The organism is Arthrobacter sp. NQ4, assembly GCF_029077345.1.
Taxonomy (GTDB): domain Bacteria; phylum Actinomycetota; class Actinomycetes; order Actinomycetales; family Micrococcaceae; genus Arthrobacter.
The window spans coordinates 1-16,159 of record NZ_JARETC010000008.1; the positions used below are offsets into that span (position 1 = coordinate 1).

Genomic DNA, 16,159 nt, shown 5'->3' on the forward strand with positions numbered 1-16,159 from the left:
CGATCCCGGCGCCGGCGAGCATGCCGGCGCCTTTGCCTGCGCGGGAGGTGGATTGTTTGAGTTCGGCTTTGGCCAGTTCCACTTCCTGGCGCATCAGGGTGGACAGGTCACGGGTCACGTCCCCGAGCAGGTCACCGAGTGAGGCGTTGTCCGCTTTCACGTGCGCCGCGCTGGGCGGCGGCTCCGGAATCTGGCTACTCATCACAGACCACCCGTGCCGTGCCGGCCGGTGCCCGGGGTACCTTCAGTGCCGAACGTCCCGTCGCCGGAGTACACGCCGTTTTCGGCGCGGTAGGGGTCGTCCTCGAAGCGAAGCGGAGTCTCTTCGGGTGTTCCCGAAGGCAGGGTGCTGGTGGACACCGGGGTGGCACTGCCCACTACCGGCTCAGCAAAGAGGTCGTCGGTGCCTGCGGCATAAACGGTCTCCTGGCGAAGCGGCGCTGCCGGGGCTGGCTGCGCGGCGCGGTGCTGGCCTGAACCCTGGGCCGTATTGGAACCTGCAGCCTGTCCCGATGTTTCGGGTGCACCTGCGGTGAGTCCGCGGGTGAGGCGTCCGGCGAGGACGCCGGCGCCGGCGGCGAGGAGCAGGAAGGTTCCGGGGCGGTTGCGGGCGAACCGCTGGACCTCGTTCAGGAGGTCGCCCGGCTCCCGGTTTTCCAGCCAGGTGGCCATGGAGGAGGTGCGTTCTGCGGCCTGGCGGACCAGGTCGCCGGCCATGCCCTGCTGGTCCGGGGCGTTGGCCATGCTGTGCAGCTGGGTGGAGATGTTGCGGATGCCTTCCGCGGCCTTCTGCTGCTGGGTGCCCGCCTGGCTGGTGAGGCCGGACTTTGCCTGGTGCAGCAGGTCCTGCGCATTGGCCTTCGCATCATGCGCCACGTTCGCGGCTTCTTCCTTCGCCGTCTGAGCCACATTCTGTGCGGCGGATGCGGCCTCGCCGGCAACGTTGGATGCCTGCTCCCTGGCTGCCTGGGTCTTGGAGGTGTCACCCAAAGTGGTGGGGTAGGAGGCCTGCCGGGGAGCTGCCTCCGTTGCGCCGTACGGATCGGCGATGGCCGGATCGTCAGCGGTGTGCGGGGTCTGGGGCCATTGGTTCTCTGTCATCTTCGCTCTCTTTCAGAAAGGGTTAGCTGGCGATCAAGAACCAGCAATGCTGGCGAGTTAGTAAGCAAGGTTACTAATTAGATACTAAGCACACTTCCCATTTGGATTGCAAGGGGCAGTGCTGCAGTTTCGAAGTCCCGGGGCCGCCCGGCGATGCGGTTAAGTTGCCGCTGGATAGTAAGCCTACTTGCGAATATGTTGCTAAGCATGCTTATTGTAGTGGTGTAGCGACGCAGGGTGACCAGCACTTCGCCACCTACAGGAAGGCCGCGGCCGATGACCAGCAATCTCGATCCCGACGCCCGGAGCAGCTACCGCCTGATCACTTTGGCGGCCCGGCTCATCCAGCGGCGCCAGGACGATGCACTGGCCCCCCTTGGCCTCACCCGTGCCGCAGTTATTGCACTGGAAGGCCTGACGGGGGGCCCACTGAACCAGGAACAGCTTGCCGATGCGATCAGGGTCCAGAGCCAAACACTGGGCCGGGTCCTGACCCGGCTTGAGGGCACAGGACTCATCACCAGGACCCGGCACGCCTCGGACCGCCGCCAGCTGAAAGTGGAGCTGACGGACGCCGGCGTTGCCGCCGTCGAAGCGGCGCGCCAAGCGGAGATCAACGCCTATCCGGACGATCCGGACATCGGGTGGAAGGAACTCCGGGAGGAACTCACCAAGTTTGTCCGTGCCGTCCCACTCAACCGCGAAAGCGGCGTGGTTCCGTTTGCTCCGCCGGAACACCGGGGCGGACACCGTCCCCAGACCGGGCGGGCAGCCGGAATCCGTGGCTGGGAACAGCCACACCAGAACTGACAGGGCTGCGGGCGTCTTGCCATGCCCCGTGCGTGGGGTTGGGCAGCACCGGACAGGCAGCAGGGCTTACGACGACGGGACGTCCGGTCCCGAGGACCAGCGCAGCAGTGCCGCGATATGCACGCCCTTGGGCAGGACCGGTCCCGGAACCAGGAGAACGCGGGCGTCGGTGAGGGCGGCTGCGCGAAGCAGCGCCGCCGGGGCCGGCACTTCTCCCAGGATGCGGGCAGCCAGGGCTTCTTCCCGGGCTGTGGCAACCCACGGTTCGGCGTCCAGGGCCAGCAGGGTCCGTCCGGACAGGGCGGCATCATCAAAGATCAGGACGTCCGCCTGTGCCTGCTGGAGTGCATGCACCACCGCTCCGATGCCATGGGCTGCCTCGGGATTGGCCTGGCCCTCCTGGACGGCCAGCCTGTCCATGACAGCCTGCTGCTCCTCCGCCCACAGCTCAGCAACGTGCTGGTTGACGTGGTCCTCCAGGTTGGCGCTGCCAGCCCCGGCGGTGTGGGTGTGGGACTCCACCTCCGACACCAAAGCCCTGCCGGCTTCGGAGAGGTTGTCCTTGACCAGGCCCCTGGCACGGATGTCGCCGGCCAGCACGATGAGCCGGGCGCCGCTGGCGCTGGCCACCCTGTCGATTTCGCCTGCCACTTCGTCCGCGTTACGGCGCCAGACGTCTTCGGTGTGGTGCTGGAACCGCAGTTCAGACCAACCCCCGCCATGGAACTTGTGCACGTGTTCGGATTCTCCCTCCACGTCCTGTACGAAGGCGGGAATCCTGGCTCCGGCCCGGTACAGCCGGATTTCACCGTGCTCCCGGCTTACTTCCGCCACAACGTAGGCAAGGTCTTCGGGCCGGTGCTTGACCAGCGGCAGCAGGTCCGGGACGGGCTCCACTGCGAGCCGCTCCGGCATGACGGGATCGCCGGGAAGCACCTCATTGACTACGGCCTTCCCTGCGTGGACCAGGACGAAGCGTGCCACGGGGGAGGGGATCCCGGCGGCCGGCTGGAGGGCCTGCTCCATTGCCTCGACATCGGCGGAGGTTGCCCCCTGCGCTTCAAGCCGGGCGCGGGTATTTCCGGCCCTGACATCCCCGGCTTCAAGGGTGTCCACTGTTCCGGTTCCCGCGTCCACGTAGGCCGTGCACCACGGGCCGGGAGTGCGGTAGAGATCGGCATATTTCTGCAGGTTCGTGGTCATTTTTCCTCCTCCCCGATGCGGGGGCCCGAGGTGGTTTTGCCGCGTTCCGCCATGACGATCTCCTTCGCGCGTGGCGTACTGCCACAGGCTTACTGGTTCGTCATTTCACCGTAGCAGCGGTGATCCGGGCGCTGAAGGGCCTTCCGGCCCCTTGCCGGTCAGCCGCGGCAGGCGTCCTGCAGGGCCCGGACTGAGTCTGCCGGCACCTGGTCCCCGGCCTCCGCAATCCGGCCCAGAGGCGTCGTGATCTCTGCAGGAACCCCTGCCGTCCGCGCGGCCGACACCAAGCCCGCCAAAGCCTGGCGGTCTTCGGCGCTGACCAGGCCGTCCTGGACCACTGCGCAGATTTGCCGGTTGACTTCCTGCGCGGCGGCCGAGGCCGCCCTGGAAGCGGCGTCGCTTGCCGCGGTGCCTGCGGCTTCCCCCACGGCGCCGCACCCCGTCAGCAGCAGGGCGGCGGCAAGGGCAGTGGCGGCGACGGGGCGAAGAGTCATGCCTCCAGCGTACCGGCGGCCTCTACCGGCGTGCCGGTACCCCGAGGATGCTGTCCAGCAGGGCGTTGCGGAACTTGCCCTCGGGGTCATGGCCGGCCGCAAAGGCCCGGAAATCGGCGAAGCGCGGGTACAGCGCCTCCCAGTCATAGCCCTCCGGCGTGAACAGCTTGCCCCAGTGCGGGCGGGCACCGAAGGGCCGCAGGGCTTCCTCAAGGACCGGGAGGAAGCCTTCCACCTCAGGCTGCAGCGGTTTCCACGTGAAGTGCAGCGCAGCGCTTTGCTGCCGGTAGAACGGGCTGAGCCAGAATTCGTCGGCGGCGCCGGTGCGGATTTCCGAGACGAACAGCAGCGGGGCAAGGTCTTCGGCCAGCGCGCGGACTGCCTGGAGGGCAGCGGGGGCGTGCTCCAGGGGAAGGATGAACTCGCTCTGGAGTTCGTCTCCGTTGCTTGGGGTGAACTCGTGCCGGAAGTGCGGGAGCCGGTCCAGCCACAGCCCGGGTTCGTCCAACTGCGCCGTGCAGTTCTCCGCTGACATGTCCGGCAGGGGGTGCCGGGGATGCAGCGCGGCGGTTGCCCCGAAGAGGTTTGGAAGCGGCTCCTCCCCGTCGAGCGCTTTGAGCCATACCTGGTTGATGCTGCTGCCCGCGTAGTCCGTAAAGAGGCTCACGCTGTAGGCACTGGACACGATTCCGGCGAAATCTCCCAGGGCGTTGTCCCACGGCAGGTCCTCCAGAACCCGCTGGCGCATCCTGAAGCTGGGCCGCACCGCCAGTTCCAGCCCGGTGACAATGCCCAGGGCCCCGATGCCCACCACGCTTGCCAGGAACTCGTCGCCGTCCTCCCGGGTCAGCGTGACCTGCTCTCCGGAGGCCCGGACCAGGTCGATGGATTCCACGGCACCGGCGAGGGCCGGGTTGTTCACACCGGACCCGTGCGTGCCGGTCTGCACCGCGCCTGCCACCGAGATGTGCGGCAGCGAGGCAAGGTTGTGGATGGCGACGCCGGCATCCTCAAGCGTCCGGCAGAGCGCCCCGTAACTCACGCCGCCGCTGACGCGCACTGTTCCGCGGCCGGAATCCAGCTCCACCTGCTGCGGCAGCGCATCGAGCAGCACGTGCACGCCGTCGGTGTCTCCCACCCGGTTGAACGAGTGCCGGGACCCCAGGGCCTTGATCCGCGGCGAAGCGGCCACGATGGATGCCAGTTCCGCTACTGATTCCGGCCGACTGACATCCGCGGAGGAGTATTCGAGGTTTCCTGCCCAGTTCTTCATCGAGTGGCTTTCGCTTGGCATCGGTTTCCTCCCACTGTCAGCGCTAACAATCGAGCCTGTCAAGGCGCTTCCGCTGTGTGGGCGGGGATGTCCCGTGGCCGTGATCCGCCTGCCCGCGGGCAGTCCGGGGCAGTCCCGCAGGCAGGCGGACACCAACGCCGTCCAGTCAGGAGCTTCTTTCGTTGCGGGGTGTGGTGGTGCGGGGTGTGGTGGTGCGGGGCGGGGCCATGCGGCGCCTCCCGGTTGCTTCGATGGCTGCGGCCAGCCGGAGCAGCCCGGTATCGCTGTAGGCTTTGCCGGCGATGGTGAGGCCCACCGGCATGGCGATGTCCGCCGCGGTGCCCATGGGAACTGTGACCGTGGGGATGCCAAGGTGCCGGGGGACCAGGTTCCCGTTGGCCACCCATACGCCGTTGCGCCAGGCGGCGTCCGCCGAGGCCGGGTTGGTGTCCGCGTCCGCCGGGGCAACATCGGCCGCCGCCGGGAACACCACGGCGTCCAGGCCCAGCCGGTCCATCCATTCCTCCAGGTCCACCCGGCGGGTTTCCTCCAGCCCTGCCAGGCCCGCGGGCAGGTGCGGAATGTCGGCCAGGACGGGCACGCCGTGCCCGCGGATCCAGCCGGGATAGTCGCTGATGTCGTCATCGAAGCCGTCGTAGCGGTCCGGAAGCGCCCCGTCCGGGGCCGGGAAGATGGCGGAACCGTCGACGTCGGCAAGGCGGTTCAGCTGCGGGTCCCCGTTGGCCTCCAGGAAGTCATTCCACGCCCAGGCCGACAGGTCCACGATTTCCCGCCGCAGGTATTCCGGGGACACCAGCCCCCGGGTGGCGATGGTGGGCGCGCCGGGCCGGTCGCCTTCGTAGTTGGAGACCACGGGGAAGTCCACCTCCACCACGTCGGCGCCTGCGGCTTCGAGGTCGCGGCGGGCCGCGTTCCACAGCTCCATGATGGATGCGCGGGTTTCGATGCGCTGCCCTGTGGGCCCGCCGATGCCTGGCGCTTCGGCAGTGCCGGCTTCCGGGTCCGCGTTGATGTACATCCGGGGCACGCCCAGCCGCTTCCCGGTGAGTACCCCTGCCGCCGCGGTAGCGTCCGGAACGGCGAGGTCAAGGTACGACACCGGCCGGACGGTGGATGCCTTGGGCACCGGGATCCACGGCTGGACACGCCAGAAGTCGCCGCGTGGCTCGGCGTCGTCCGCCACCACCACGTCCAGGACCTCCAGCAGGTCCGTCATAGTGCGGGTGTGCGGAACCACGACATCCATGGTGGGCACCAGGGGCCAGTTCCCACGCACGGAGATGACGCCGCGGGAGGGTGTATAGGCGCACAGGGCGTTGTTCGATGCCGGGGCCCGGCCTGAGGACCACGTTTCCTCCGCCAGTCCGAAGGCTGCGAAGCTCGCCGCAGTGGCCGTGCCGGACCCGTTGGATGACCCGGAGGCAAAGGCGGCCGGGAGGAAATCGGCGTTGTAAGGGCTCTCCGCCCGCCCATATACTCCGCGTTGCATACCTCCGTTGGCCATGGGCGGCATGTTGGTCAGCCCGATCAGGACGGCGCCCCCGGCCCGCAGCCGTTCGATGGTAAAGGCGTCGCGCTGTGCCACCAGGTCCTTGAACGCGGGTGAACCGGCAGCCACGGTAAGGCCTTTGACCTGATAGCTGTCCTTTGCGGTGTAGGGGATGCCGTCCAGGGGGCCGAGCGTGAACCCGGCGGCACGGCGGCGGTCCGACTCCTGCGCCTCGGCGATGGCCTTCGCGTTCATCACGACGAGCGAGTTCAAACATATTCCTGATGAGTCATACTTCTCGACGCGCGCCAGATAGAGGCGGACCAGGTCTTCGGAAGTGACCACCCCCGCATCAAGGGCTGCCCGGAGCTGGCCGATGCCGGCCTCCACCACGTCGAAAGTCCCCGCAGCGGCCAACTGTTGATTGGCCTGTGCCTGCTTCATGCTGCATCGCCTTCGCGCCGGGCCGGCTGCTGCTGGGTGATGCAGTGGATGCCGCCGCCGAAGGCGAAGATGTCCCGGGCATCCACCAGTTCCACCGTGCGTCCGGGGTAGGCGCGCTCCAGGATGCCGGCGGCGATGGTGTCGTTGGGATCGTCGAAGCCGCAGAGCACCACCACCTTGTTGGCTACGTAGTGGTTGATGTAGGACCAGTCCACCCAGCCCTCTTCATCCCTGAGTGTGGTGGGGGCTGGAACGTCGATGATGCGCAGCGGCCGGCCCTGGGCGTCCAGCTGCCCGGCAAGGACTGCCTTCAGCTGCAGATAGACGGCGTGGTCCGGGTGGGCGGGATCATCCTGGCGGTGGAGCAGGATGGTTCCCGGGCCGGCAAAGGCGGCCACGATGTCCACATGGCCGCGGGTGCCGAACTCGTCATAGTCCCGGGTGAGCCCGCGGGGAAGCCAGATGGCCTTGGTGGTGCCCAGGGCTGCATGGATTTCCGCCTCGACGGACTCTTTGGTGGCGCCGGGGTTTCGGCCGGGATCGAGCTGCACCGTTTCGGTCAGCAGCACCGTGCCTTCACCGTCCACATGGAATCCGCCGCCTTCGTTCACCAGGGAGCTTCGCCTGACTGGCACATTGGTGCCGGCTGCCACGCTCCGGGCTACGTCCTGGTCCTTGGCCCAGGCAGCCCAGTCCTGTGCGCCCCAGCCATTGAAGATCCAGTCAACCGCGGCGAGTGAACCGTCTGCCGCATGAACGAACGTGGGGCCGCTGTCCCGCAGCCAGGCGTCGTCCAGCGGAACGGCCAGGACGTCGATGCCCGGGCCGAGCCATTCCCGCGCGGCGGTGGCATCGCGCGGATCGGCGACGACCGTAACGGGCTCGTACCTTGCGATGGTCCGGGCCACTGTGGTCCAGGCGGCCCGCGCGCGGTCCAGGGTGGAGCTTCCCACCGGCCCGAAGGTCTCGTTTGGCGGCGGAAAGGCCATCCAGGTCCGCTGGTGGGCGTCCCACTCGGCGGGCATGCGGGACGCGGTACTGACGGCCGCGTGGCCAGGGGCGGCGCTGCCACCGACTGCTGTCGAATAAATGAATGCCATTCATTTATTATGGGGACGGCGCCGTGCGCACGCAAGGGTTTTTCAAACCTGGCGCGTAGTGGTCCGGTCGACGGCCGCCAGGATGGCGCGTGCCAGTTGCTCCGGTTTGGTGAACTGCGGCCAGTGCCCGGTGGGCAGGTCGATGTACTCGACATCCCGGACCTTTGCCAGTTCCGCGACGAACGGATGCCCCGCTGCGATCCATTCCCGGATCATGGCGGACGGGAACTCGCAGGCGATCACGGTGGCGGGGACTTCGTAGCGGCGCTCGTCATGCAGCTGCTGCTTGCCGTACGCCACGCCCCGGGGCTCCGGAACGGCACGGTCACGGAAGGCCTGGCGAAGCCCCTCATCGAGATCCACCAGGTCGGCATCGTCAAAGTCCTCCCAGGGAGGCAGGGGGACGTCATCCCCAACGGCCGGCAGTTCGTCATTGATGACACCGCCTTCACCGAGCGGTCCGCTGTCCACGTACACGGCACGCGCCACCTTGTCCGGCCGCGCATCCACCGCGCCGTGGATGATGGCACCGCCACCGGAATGGCCCACCAGGACCACCTTGCCGGGGAGGCCGTCCAGGACCTCCACCACCGTGTCGATGTGGTCCTGCAGATTGATGCCCGACCTGGCGGCGTCCACGGATTCCTTCCCCGGGAGGGTGAGGGGGTGGGTCCGGTGCCCTGCTGCCTCCAGGGCAGGGGTCACCTCCTCCCAGGATGAGGCGTCCAACCAGAAACCGGGAACCAGGATGATGTCCATGACCGAACCCTACTCCCCGCCCCCACGCCGGAATACGGTCTCTCCTACCGCTTCCGCTTTCGGTCCTTCCCCGCGGTCCGGCCTTGGCGTTCCGTGGCCTCGCGTTCCGCCCAGCGCTGCGATTTTCCGGCGGACACCACCTTCTGGTGCCACTCCCGGTGGTAGGCGCGCTGGGCGGCGACGTCGGAGCGGCGGGCCAGCGCGGCCAGTTCGCGCTGCATCTTCAGGTACGAGTTCCAGCGCCGTTCCTCCAGGACGCCGCCGTCAATCGCTTCCCGAACCGCGCAGCCGGGCTCACCGCCGTGGCCGCAGTCCGCGAAGCGGCAGCCGGCGGCCATTTCCTCCACATCGCCGAACATCCCGCCCAGGCCTTCGCCGGCGTCGAACAACCCGAAACCCCGTACACCGGGCGTGTCCATCAGCACCGTGCCGTTGGACAGCGGTACCAGCTCGCGGGCGGTGGTGGTGTGCTTGCCCTTGAAATCCCCGGACCGCACCTCCCCGGTCTGCTGGACCTCGCGGCCCACCAGCGCATTGATCAAGGTGGATTTTCCCGCGCCGGACGGACCCAGGAGCACGATGGTGCCGCCGGGCTGGATGCGGGACATCAGTTCGTCAACCCCGTCGCCGTTTTCGGCGGATGTGGTGACCACCTCCACGCCCGCTGCCTGCAGGATGACTTTCCCGACGACGTCGTGAGCCACATCAGCCAGGTCCGCCTTGGTGATGATCACCAGCGGGGTGGCGCCGGAGTCCCACGCGGCAACGAGGGTGCGTTCCAGCCGGTTGTGCGTGAGCGGCCGGTCAACGGGCACCACCACCCCCACGGTGTCCATGTTCGCGGCCAGGACCTGTTCCTCGGAGGAATCCTCGAACGCGCGTTTGCGGCTGAGCTCCGAGCGGCGCGGAAGGACTGCCAGGATCTGGCGGTTACCGGCCCGGTTGGGGCCGATCCAGACCCAGTCGCCGGTGACGGCGGGCTCCCCGGACAGCGGATACGGCAGGTGGAGCAGGCCGTCCCCGGCGGCGACCAGCAGCAGGGTGCGGTCCACGCGGACCACCCGTCCGCGTTCCGTGGCGCCGGGGCAGGGGTTCTGGTCGAAGTGGCGGCCGACGGCGGGGGTGTAGCCGTAAGCGCCGGGGCCGCCGGTTGGTTGGTTGGTACTTGGGGTGTTGTCCAGGGGGTTGCCTGAAGAATTGTGCACTGTGGTTTCCTTGCGGGGTCCCCGGTGCAACAGCGCTGCTGCGGACAGCTGCCGACAGGTCAGGCGGGTGCAGCCGGGAGGATGGATGATGGGGTGGGTGCGGAGCGCGCTGGGCGCGCGGCAACTGCAGTCATCAAAACCACCTCCATTCCCTCGCGGGTTCACCGTCTTCCTGCCGGGGACGGCAGGGTGCGAACGGTCCCACTTTAGCGCCCGCCGCCGTCGGGGGCCATGGTTGAATGCTGCCTGCTAAGGGCGGCCAGCGTAGTGCCCTCGCTCCCGGTAGCGCATCACCGCCTCGGCGTTGCCGCACCGCGCCGAGCAATAGGCGCGCCGTCCGCCGCGGCTGGTGTCGGCAAAAACCTTCGGGCAGCCGTCCCTGGCACAGGTACCCAGCCGTCCACCCGCAGCCTCCGTGATGAAGATGGCCAGGCCGCCGGCCGTGAGGGCACGCACGCGTTCCACCAGGCTGTCGCTGGTTTCAGCAAAGTGAAGGTGCGGGCCCAGTCCGTCGTGGACCGTCAGGAAGACCCGCTTGACCCCCTGTTCAAGCAGTGCGTTCACCGTGGCGCAGCGGTCCTCCTCGCTGTCCGACTCAAAGACAGCGCGCAGGCGTGTTGTCCAGTCCCGCAGGAGCGCTTCCTCGGGCGCGCCCACCTGCGGATTGTGGAAAAGGTGGGCCGCCAAAAGGTCTGCCAGCGCACCTTCGTCCCAGGCTCCGCCGCCCAGCATGTTGACGAGTTCCTCCGCGACCCGGACGCCGGACATGTTGTCATGGTTGAACTGCATAAACCCATGACACCACACTGGGCATGACGGCGGGCTGCCCCAGGGGGTCCTGCCACACCCCACGTTTTCCTGACCAGGAGCCACACCTTTGACCGCCACCGCCGAAACCGCCCGCTCCCTGCAGTCCCGGATGCGCAGGACGCTGGTGTCCGCCCAGATCTTTTCCGGGCTGGGCAATGGCTCCACGCTCGCCTTGGGTTCGATCCTGGCCGTGGATTTGTCAGGCTCCGAGGCCTGGGCAGGCTCAGTCAACACGTCCCTGACGCTGGGGACGGCAGTGACCGCCATTCCGCTGGCGCAACTGGCGCTCTCCCGCGGCCGCCGTTTTGCCCTTGCTTCCGGGCTTGCCGCTGCGATTGCCGGTACCGCCCTGATGGTGGGTGCCGTGATCACGGGGCTCTTCGTCCTGCTGCTCGGGGGTGCCTTCCTGGTGGGCGTGGCTTCGGCAGTGAACCTCCAGGCCCGCTTTGCGGTGACGGACCTGGCCGAACCCGCGCACCGCGGGCGGGACCTTTCGCTGGTGGTGTGGGCCATCACCATCGGGGCAGTAGCCGGCCCCAACATGGTGGGTCCGGGCGCGCTGGTGGCCGGCTGGCTGGGGATTCCTGCCGCGGCAGGGCCGTTCCTCATCTCGGCAGCCGGCATGGTCATCGGTGCTTCGATTGTGTGGGTCTTCCTCCGGCCCGACCCGCTGCTGACCCGCCGCACCATGGATGGTCCTGATTCCGGTGACGGTGTCCGGCGCCGGGGCGCCCTGCAGGCCGGATGGCAGATTGTGCGGGAGAACCGCACCACCCGCGGGGCAGTGGTGGCGGTGGTGGCTGCCCATGCGGTGATGGTGGGGGTGATGTCGATGACCCCGCTGCACATGCAGCACCAGGCAGGCGCGGCCGCGGGCCACCCGGACACCATCGCGCTGATCGGGCTGACCATCTCCCTGCACATTGCCGGAATGTACGCCCTGTCACCGCTGGTGGGGTGGCTCACGGACAGGATGGGCCCCGCGCGGATGGTGTTGGCGGGCCTGGCAACCCTTATGGCTGCGGTGGCGGTGACGGGATTGGCGCCGGAGTATCCAGCGGCCGTGACCACCGGGCTGGTCCTGCTGGGTTTGGGCTGGTCCGCCACCACCGTGGCAGGATCCACGCTGCTCGTCGCTGCCTTGGCGCCCTCCCAGCGGATCCCCGCCCAGGGTTTTTCGGATGCCGCCATGTCCCTCGCGGCAGCGCTGGGCAGCGCGGCCGCAGGGCCGGTCATGGGCATGACCGGGTATTCGGGAATCAGCGCCGCCGCCGCTGTCCTGGTGGCCGCGGCGGCGGTAGCCCTGCTCCGGCTTCCGGAACCGGGCCGCTGAGCGAGGGAAACCGATCCCTGGATCCGCCCCCATCACCACCGGTTATGCGCTGGTGGCGTCCTGCACCTCGCCCACCAATTCCTCGATGATGTCCTCCAGGAAGAGCATCCCGGTGGTCCTGCCGTCGGCGTCGAACACCCTTGCCACGTGGGCGCCCGTCCGGCGCATCGCTGCCAAAGCGTCCTCGAGGTCCGCCCCGGCAAACGCCGAGGCAAGGCGGCGCACCCTCTTGGCCGGAACCGGACGGTGGAATTTCTCGGCCGAGGTGAGGTCCATGACGTCCTTGAGGTGCAGGTAGCCATCCGGCTCGCCGGCCGCGTTAACCAGGATGTACCGCGAGTAGCCGTGTCCTGCCACGGCCTGCTGGATGTCCGCCGGCGTGGCGGAGTCGTGCAGCAGCACCATCTCCGCCATGGGCACCTGCACGTCGGCCACCGTCTTGGCCGTGAACTCGAAGGCGTTGGTCAGGGCGCCGGTGGTGTCCTTCAGTATGCCGTCCCGGGTGGACTGCTCCACGATTGTGGCCACCTCATCCAGGGTGTACGCGCTGGTGGCCTCGTCCTTGGGCTCAACCCGGAAGAGCCGGAGGACGGAATTGGCAATCCCGTTCAGCGTCCAGATCACCGGCTTGAACACCTTGGCCACGAACACCAGCGGCGGGGCGAGCAGGAGGGCTGCCCGGGTAGGCACCGAGAAGGAGATGTTCTTGGGCACCATCTCGCCCACCACCACGTGCAGGAACGTCACCAGCAGCAGCGCCACCACGAACGCGATGATGCTAATTGCCTCGTAGGACAATGCGGTCAGGCCCAGCGGGATTTCCAGCAGGTGGTGGATGGCGGGTTCGGACACGTTCAGGATGACCAGGGAGCAGACGGTGATGCCCAGTTGGCTGGTGGCCAGCATGAGGGTGGCGTGTTCCATGGCCCAGAGGGTGGTTTTCGCAGCCTTGCTCCCGGCTTCGGCGCGGGGTTCGATCTGGGAGCGGCGGGCCGAAATCACGGCGAACTCGGCACCCACGAAGAAGCCGTTGACCAAAAGGAGAACCACCAGCCAGATGATGCCGGGAAGATACTCACTCATGGGTCAGCTCCTGGGTCAGGTTGTCGATGATCCGGTCGTGCGGGCTGCGCGGCGGTTCGCCGGACGCCGCAGGGGTGAAGCGCAGCCGTTCCACGTGCATGCCCGCCACGCGCTCCACGCGGAGGGTGCCGCCGTCGACCGCCACCTCGTCGCCCAGCTCGGGAAGCCGGTCCAGCCGGTCCGTGACGTACCCGGCCACGGTGTCGTACTCGTCCCCGCCGGGGACCTCGATGCCGGTGCGGTCCAGCAGCTCGTCCGGCCGCAGTGCGGCGTCGAACGTGACGGAACGGCCCACGCGGACCACCCCGGCCCGCGCCCGGTCGTGCTCGTCCTCCAACTCGCCCACGATCTCCTCCACCAGGTCCTCCAGCGTGACGATTCCGGCCGTGCCGCCGTGCTCGTCGGAGACGATGGCCACCTGGAGTCCCTGGCGCCGAAGCAGGCCCAGGAGTGTGTCAACGCCCATGGATTCCGGAACCCGCAGCGGCTCGATCATGAGCTCCGCCGCGGTGGTGTCCGCACGCCGGCCAAGGGGCACGGCGAAGGCCTGCTTGACGTGCAGGAGGCCCAGGACATCGTCCTTGTCACGTCCGGTGACCGGGAAACGGGAGTAGCCGGTGGAGGTGGCAAGGGCCACGATGTCCTCCGCGGTATCCGCAGCGCCCACCGCCGCCATCCGGACGCGCGGGGTCATCACGTCCGCCGCGCTGTACTCGGAGAAGCGGAGGGTGCGGTGCAGAAGGGTGGCGTGGTCCAGGTCCAGGACGCCCTCGACGGCGGACCGGCGCACCAGGGAGCTCAGCTCCTCCGCGCTCCGGGCACCCGAGAGTTCCTCCTTGGGCTCGATGCCGAAGCCGCGGATGATGCTGTTGGCCGTGTTGTTGAACAGCAGGATTACCGGCTTGAACACGGCGGTGAAGAGGGCCTGGAACGGCACCACCACCTTGGCGGTGGCCAGCGGCAGGGCCAGGGCGAAGTTCTTGGGGACAAGCTCGCCCACCACCATCGAGAAGACCGTGGCCAGGAAGATACCGGCAACAGACCCGACGGCCGGCACCAAGGCTTCGGCCAGCCCCGCAGACTGCAGCGGGCCGCTGAGCATCCGGCTGATGGCGGGCTCAAAGGTGTAGCCCGTCAGCAGGGTGGTCAGCGTGATGCCCAGCTGCGCGCCGGAAAGGTGCGTGGAGGTGATGCGAAGGGCCTTGATGGTGGGCCCAAGCCGCTTTTCGCCGCGGGCCTGGCGGGCTTCCAGGTCATGCCGGTCCAGGTTCACCAGCGCGAACTCCGAGGCGACGAAGAAGCCGGTGCCGACGGTCAGGACCAGGCCGATGCCCAGCATGATCCATTCAAACATTGGGGCGCCCCTCTCCTGGTGTGGCCGGTGATCCGGTCAGGTGGCAGAGGGGCCAGGGCATGTGTGAAGGAGGGTCGTCCATAACCCTTTCAACTCAGCCGGGGACGCGAAGGTTCCCGGCGCCCTACGGCCGCAGTTCCAGCGCACGCTTCTGGCGGGCGCTGATGGAGGATTCATGGCCGCAGTTGGTGCAGGTGATCCGGTATTTCCGGGACAAGGTAAGCACCGGGATGAAGAACAGCGTGAACCTGGTGGCCTGCTCCTCAAGGAGGTGGTGGATGAAGGCGCCGCAGTGCGGGCAGGTAGCGGTCCGTCCCGGCAGGGCCTTGTGCACGGTCTTGAACCCAAAGAGAAGAAGCATGGCGGCCTTTCGTGGTCCGGTTGCTAACCACCACCCTAGGCGGGTTTCGAAGGTGTCCGTCAGGGGTACGGGAGCTTCTGCAGTGTCTGTGTTAAATGCAATACTTGCGTGAGCAGCAATCGCCGCATTTGGGGGGACGTCTGGCACATGGTTCTGGATACGGCAACCCTGCGCATCGCTTTTGGCCTGATGGCCCTGGTGCTGGTGGTTCTGTTCTACTTTTCCGCCTACCGGGTGACGCGATCGCCGTACAGCGCCTGGTGGTGCGGTGCCCTGCTGTTCTTCCTGTCGGGATCGGCCTGTTTCCTCCTCGATGGCACGCCCCACCAGTGGTGGGCCAACCCGGCCGGGAACACCCTGCTGGTCCACGGCGGCGTCGCGGTGTGGGCAGGGGCGCGTTCGCTGCGGACAGTGCGGCCGCCCAAGTGGGCCTTCACGGGCATTCCGCTGGCCACGCTCGTTGCCTCCCTGCTCGACCATCCCGCCACCAACACCTGGTCCGGCGGTCCCGTGTTCCTCGCCGCGATGAGCTTGACTGTTGGGCTTGCGTCCCGTGAACTGTGGCGCCTTGAGCCGGGTTATTCGCGGGTCCGCATCCCCATGGCGGTGGCTGCGGGCGGACTTTCCGTTTTTTACTTCTTCCGTTGGCTGGCGTTCCTCGTGGAGGGCCCGGATGGCCCGGTGTTCGTTAATGTCTTTGGCTCGGCCATCACCACGCTGGTCACCATGGTGTTGCTGGTGGTGGTTTCCTTCAGCATGGCGGCGTTGAGCAGTGAACAGCAGACGCGTGCCCTGCGCGTGGTCGCCACCCGGGATGACCTCACGGGGCTATTGAACCGCAAGGCCTTCATGGACCTTGCTGCGGAACAGCTTGCCGACCGCAGCATCACGGGCGGCTCGGGAGCCTTGATCCTTGCCGACCTGGACCACTTCAAAGCGGTCAACGACACCTACGGCCATGCCGCCGGGGACCTGGCGCTTCAGGCCTTCGCCGACGCCTGCGTGGCAACTGTCCGATCCACCGACCTGATCGGGCGGTATGGCGGGGAAGAGTTCGTCATCCTGGTTCCGGGGGCAAGCGCGGAACGGGCAGAGACGATCGCGGAGGAAATCAGCAGGCGCCTGGCCGGCGCCAAAGCACCGGATGGCATGGAGATGCCCACCGCGAGTTACGGGATTTCCACGTACGACGCCGGAACTTTCGATGCCGATGACCTGGTCGCCTCGGCGGACGCGGCTTTGTACAGGGCCAAGTCCCTGGGCAGGAACCGCGCCGCCCGCAGCGATCGGCTGCACTAGCCCCCCTGCTTCTGCGGCGC

General features: G+C 67.8%; 16 protein-coding genes. 3 read left to right on the top strand and 13 right to left on the bottom strand.

Going from position 1 to position 16,159, the window contains the following annotated elements; all coding sequences use genetic code 11:
• Together PUN51_RS13910 and PUN51_RS13915 are read right to left on the bottom strand one after the other, a co-directional pair.
• The coding region (locus PUN51_RS13910; protein WP_275181341.1) for a phage holin family protein at window positions 1–202 on the bottom strand (202 nt) is incomplete at its 3' end.
• Window positions 202–1,101, bottom strand: coding sequence for a hypothetical protein (locus tag PUN51_RS13915; protein ID WP_224023992.1), 900 nt, complete (start codon window positions 1,099–1,101; stop codon window positions 202–204). The genes PUN51_RS13910 and PUN51_RS13915, both read right to left, overlap by 1 nt.
• A gap of 276 nt (window positions 1,102–1,377) precedes the next feature.
• Between PUN51_RS13915 and PUN51_RS13920 the strand changes: the two genes are divergently transcribed.
• On the top strand, window positions 1,378–1,911 hold the full coding sequence (locus PUN51_RS13920) for a MarR family winged helix-turn-helix transcriptional regulator (protein ID WP_224023994.1): 534 nt from the start codon (window positions 1,378–1,380) through the stop codon (window positions 1,909–1,911).
• A gap of 66 nt (window positions 1,912–1,977) precedes the next feature.
• On the opposite strand, the gene PUN51_RS13925 is transcribed toward PUN51_RS13920, so the two are convergent.
• From PUN51_RS13925 to PUN51_RS13960, 8 genes are all read right to left on the bottom strand, one after another.
• Window positions 1,978–3,114, bottom strand: a complete 1,137-nt coding sequence (locus tag PUN51_RS13925; RefSeq protein ID WP_275181342.1) for a baeRF2 domain-containing protein — start codon at window positions 3,112–3,114, stop codon at window positions 1,978–1,980.
• A gap of 158 nt (window positions 3,115–3,272) precedes the next feature.
• The gene (locus PUN51_RS13930) at window positions 3,273–3,608 is read right to left on the bottom strand and encodes a hypothetical protein (protein ID WP_224023998.1); all 336 of its coding nucleotides are present in this window, start codon (window positions 3,606–3,608) and stop codon (window positions 3,273–3,275) included.
• Window positions 3,609–3,630: 22 nt separating this feature from the next.
• Window positions 3,631–4,881, bottom strand: coding sequence for a D-arabinono-1,4-lactone oxidase (locus tag PUN51_RS13935; protein ID WP_224027246.1), 1,251 nt, complete (start codon window positions 4,879–4,881; stop codon window positions 3,631–3,633).
• A 166-nt stretch (window positions 4,882–5,047) separates the two neighbouring features.
• Window positions 5,048–6,835, bottom strand: a complete 1,788-nt coding sequence (locus PUN51_RS13940) for an amidase (protein WP_275181343.1) — start codon at window positions 6,833–6,835, stop codon at window positions 5,048–5,050.
• Complete coding sequence (locus tag PUN51_RS13945; protein ID WP_275181344.1) at window positions 6,832–7,935, bottom strand: agmatine deiminase family protein; 1,104 nt, start codon at window positions 7,933–7,935, stop codon at window positions 6,832–6,834. Before PUN51_RS13945 ends, PUN51_RS13940 begins: the two co-directional genes overlap by 4 nt.
• A gap of 42 nt (window positions 7,936–7,977) precedes the next feature.
• Window positions 7,978–8,694, bottom strand: a complete 717-nt coding sequence (locus PUN51_RS13950) for an alpha/beta fold hydrolase (protein ID WP_275181345.1) — start codon at window positions 8,692–8,694, stop codon at window positions 7,978–7,980.
• A gap of 44 nt (window positions 8,695–8,738) precedes the next feature.
• Complete coding sequence (gene rsgA / locus PUN51_RS13955) at window positions 8,739–9,899, bottom strand: ribosome small subunit-dependent GTPase A (RefSeq protein ID WP_275181346.1); 1,161 nt, start codon at window positions 9,897–9,899, stop codon at window positions 8,739–8,741.
• 249 nt (window positions 9,900–10,148) lie between these two features.
• The gene (locus PUN51_RS13960) at window positions 10,149–10,688 is read right to left on the bottom strand and encodes a CGNR zinc finger domain-containing protein (protein ID WP_275181347.1); all 540 of its coding nucleotides are present in this window, start codon (window positions 10,686–10,688) and stop codon (window positions 10,149–10,151) included.
• An 88-nt stretch (window positions 10,689–10,776) separates the two neighbouring features.
• On the opposite strand from PUN51_RS13960, the gene PUN51_RS13965 reads away from it, so the two are divergent.
• Window positions 10,777–12,042 carry an MFS transporter gene (locus PUN51_RS13965; RefSeq protein WP_275181348.1) on the top strand — a complete coding sequence of 422 codons (1,266 nt, stop codon included), beginning with the start codon at window positions 10,777–10,779 and terminating at the stop codon, window positions 12,040–12,042.
• A gap of 42 nt (window positions 12,043–12,084) precedes the next feature.
• Here the strand turns inward: PUN51_RS13965 and PUN51_RS13970 are convergent, their stop codons facing one another.
• From PUN51_RS13970 to PUN51_RS13980, 3 genes are all read right to left on the bottom strand, one after another.
• A complete protein-coding gene (locus PUN51_RS13970) occupies window positions 12,085–13,125 on the bottom strand; it encodes a hemolysin family protein (RefSeq protein ID WP_275181349.1) in 1,041 nt (346 codons plus the stop codon).
• Window positions 13,118–14,479, bottom strand: coding sequence for a hemolysin family protein (locus tag PUN51_RS13975; RefSeq protein WP_275181350.1), 1,362 nt, complete (start codon window positions 14,477–14,479; stop codon window positions 13,118–13,120). The genes PUN51_RS13970 and PUN51_RS13975 overlap by 8 nt, the downstream gene beginning before the upstream one ends.
• 124 nt (window positions 14,480–14,603) lie before the next feature.
• Window positions 14,604–14,840 carry a zinc-ribbon domain-containing protein gene (locus tag PUN51_RS13980; RefSeq protein ID WP_275181351.1) on the bottom strand — a complete coding sequence of 79 codons (237 nt, stop codon included), beginning with the start codon at window positions 14,838–14,840 and terminating at the stop codon, window positions 14,604–14,606.
• 147 nt (window positions 14,841–14,987) lie between these two features.
• On the opposite strand from PUN51_RS13980, the gene PUN51_RS13985 reads away from it, so the two are divergent.
• Window positions 14,988–16,139 carry a GGDEF domain-containing protein gene (locus PUN51_RS13985; RefSeq protein ID WP_275181463.1) on the top strand — a complete coding sequence of 384 codons (1,152 nt, stop codon included), beginning with the start codon at window positions 14,988–14,990 and terminating at the stop codon, window positions 16,137–16,139.
• The last annotated feature ends 20 nt before the right edge of the window (window positions 16,140–16,159 follow it).

Coding starts and splice junctions, on each gene's coding strand:
- PUN51_RS13915 (WP_224023992.1), bottom strand. CDS start 1,101: ATGACAGAGAACCAATGGCCCCAGACCCCGCACACCGCTGACGATCCG.
- PUN51_RS13920 (WP_224023994.1), top strand. CDS start 1,378: ATGACCAGCAATCTCGATCCCGACGCCCGGAGCAGCTACCGCCTGATC.
- PUN51_RS13925 (WP_275181342.1), bottom strand. CDS start 3,114: ATGACCACGAACCTGCAGAAATATGCCGATCTCTACCGCACTCCCGGC.
- PUN51_RS13930 (WP_224023998.1), bottom strand. CDS start 3,608: ATGACTCTTCGCCCCGTCGCCGCCACTGCCCTTGCCGCCGCCCTGCTG.
- PUN51_RS13935 (WP_224027246.1), bottom strand. CDS start 4,881: ATGAAGAACTGGGCAGGAAACCTCGAATACTCCTCCGCGGATGTCAGT.
- PUN51_RS13940 (WP_275181343.1), bottom strand. CDS start 6,835: ATGAAGCAGGCACAGGCCAATCAACAGTTGGCCGCTGCGGGGACTTTC.
- PUN51_RS13945 (WP_275181344.1), bottom strand. CDS start 7,935: ATGGCATTCATTTATTCGACAGCAGTCGGTGGCAGCGCCGCCCCTGGC.
- PUN51_RS13950 (WP_275181345.1), bottom strand. CDS start 8,694: ATGGACATCATCCTGGTTCCCGGTTTCTGGTTGGACGCCTCATCCTGG.
- PUN51_RS13960 (WP_275181347.1), bottom strand. CDS start 10,688: ATGCAGTTCAACCATGACAACATGTCCGGCGTCCGGGTCGCGGAGGAA.
- PUN51_RS13970 (WP_275181349.1), bottom strand. CDS start 13,125: ATGAGTGAGTATCTTCCCGGCATCATCTGGCTGGTGGTTCTCCTTTTG.
- PUN51_RS13975 (WP_275181350.1), bottom strand. CDS start 14,479: ATGTTTGAATGGATCATGCTGGGCATCGGCCTGGTCCTGACCGTCGGC.
- PUN51_RS13980 (WP_275181351.1), bottom strand. CDS start 14,840: ATGCTTCTTCTCTTTGGGTTCAAGACCGTGCACAAGGCCCTGCCGGGA.
- PUN51_RS13985 (WP_275181463.1), top strand. CDS start 14,988: ATGGTTCTGGATACGGCAACCCTGCGCATCGCTTTTGGCCTGATGGCC.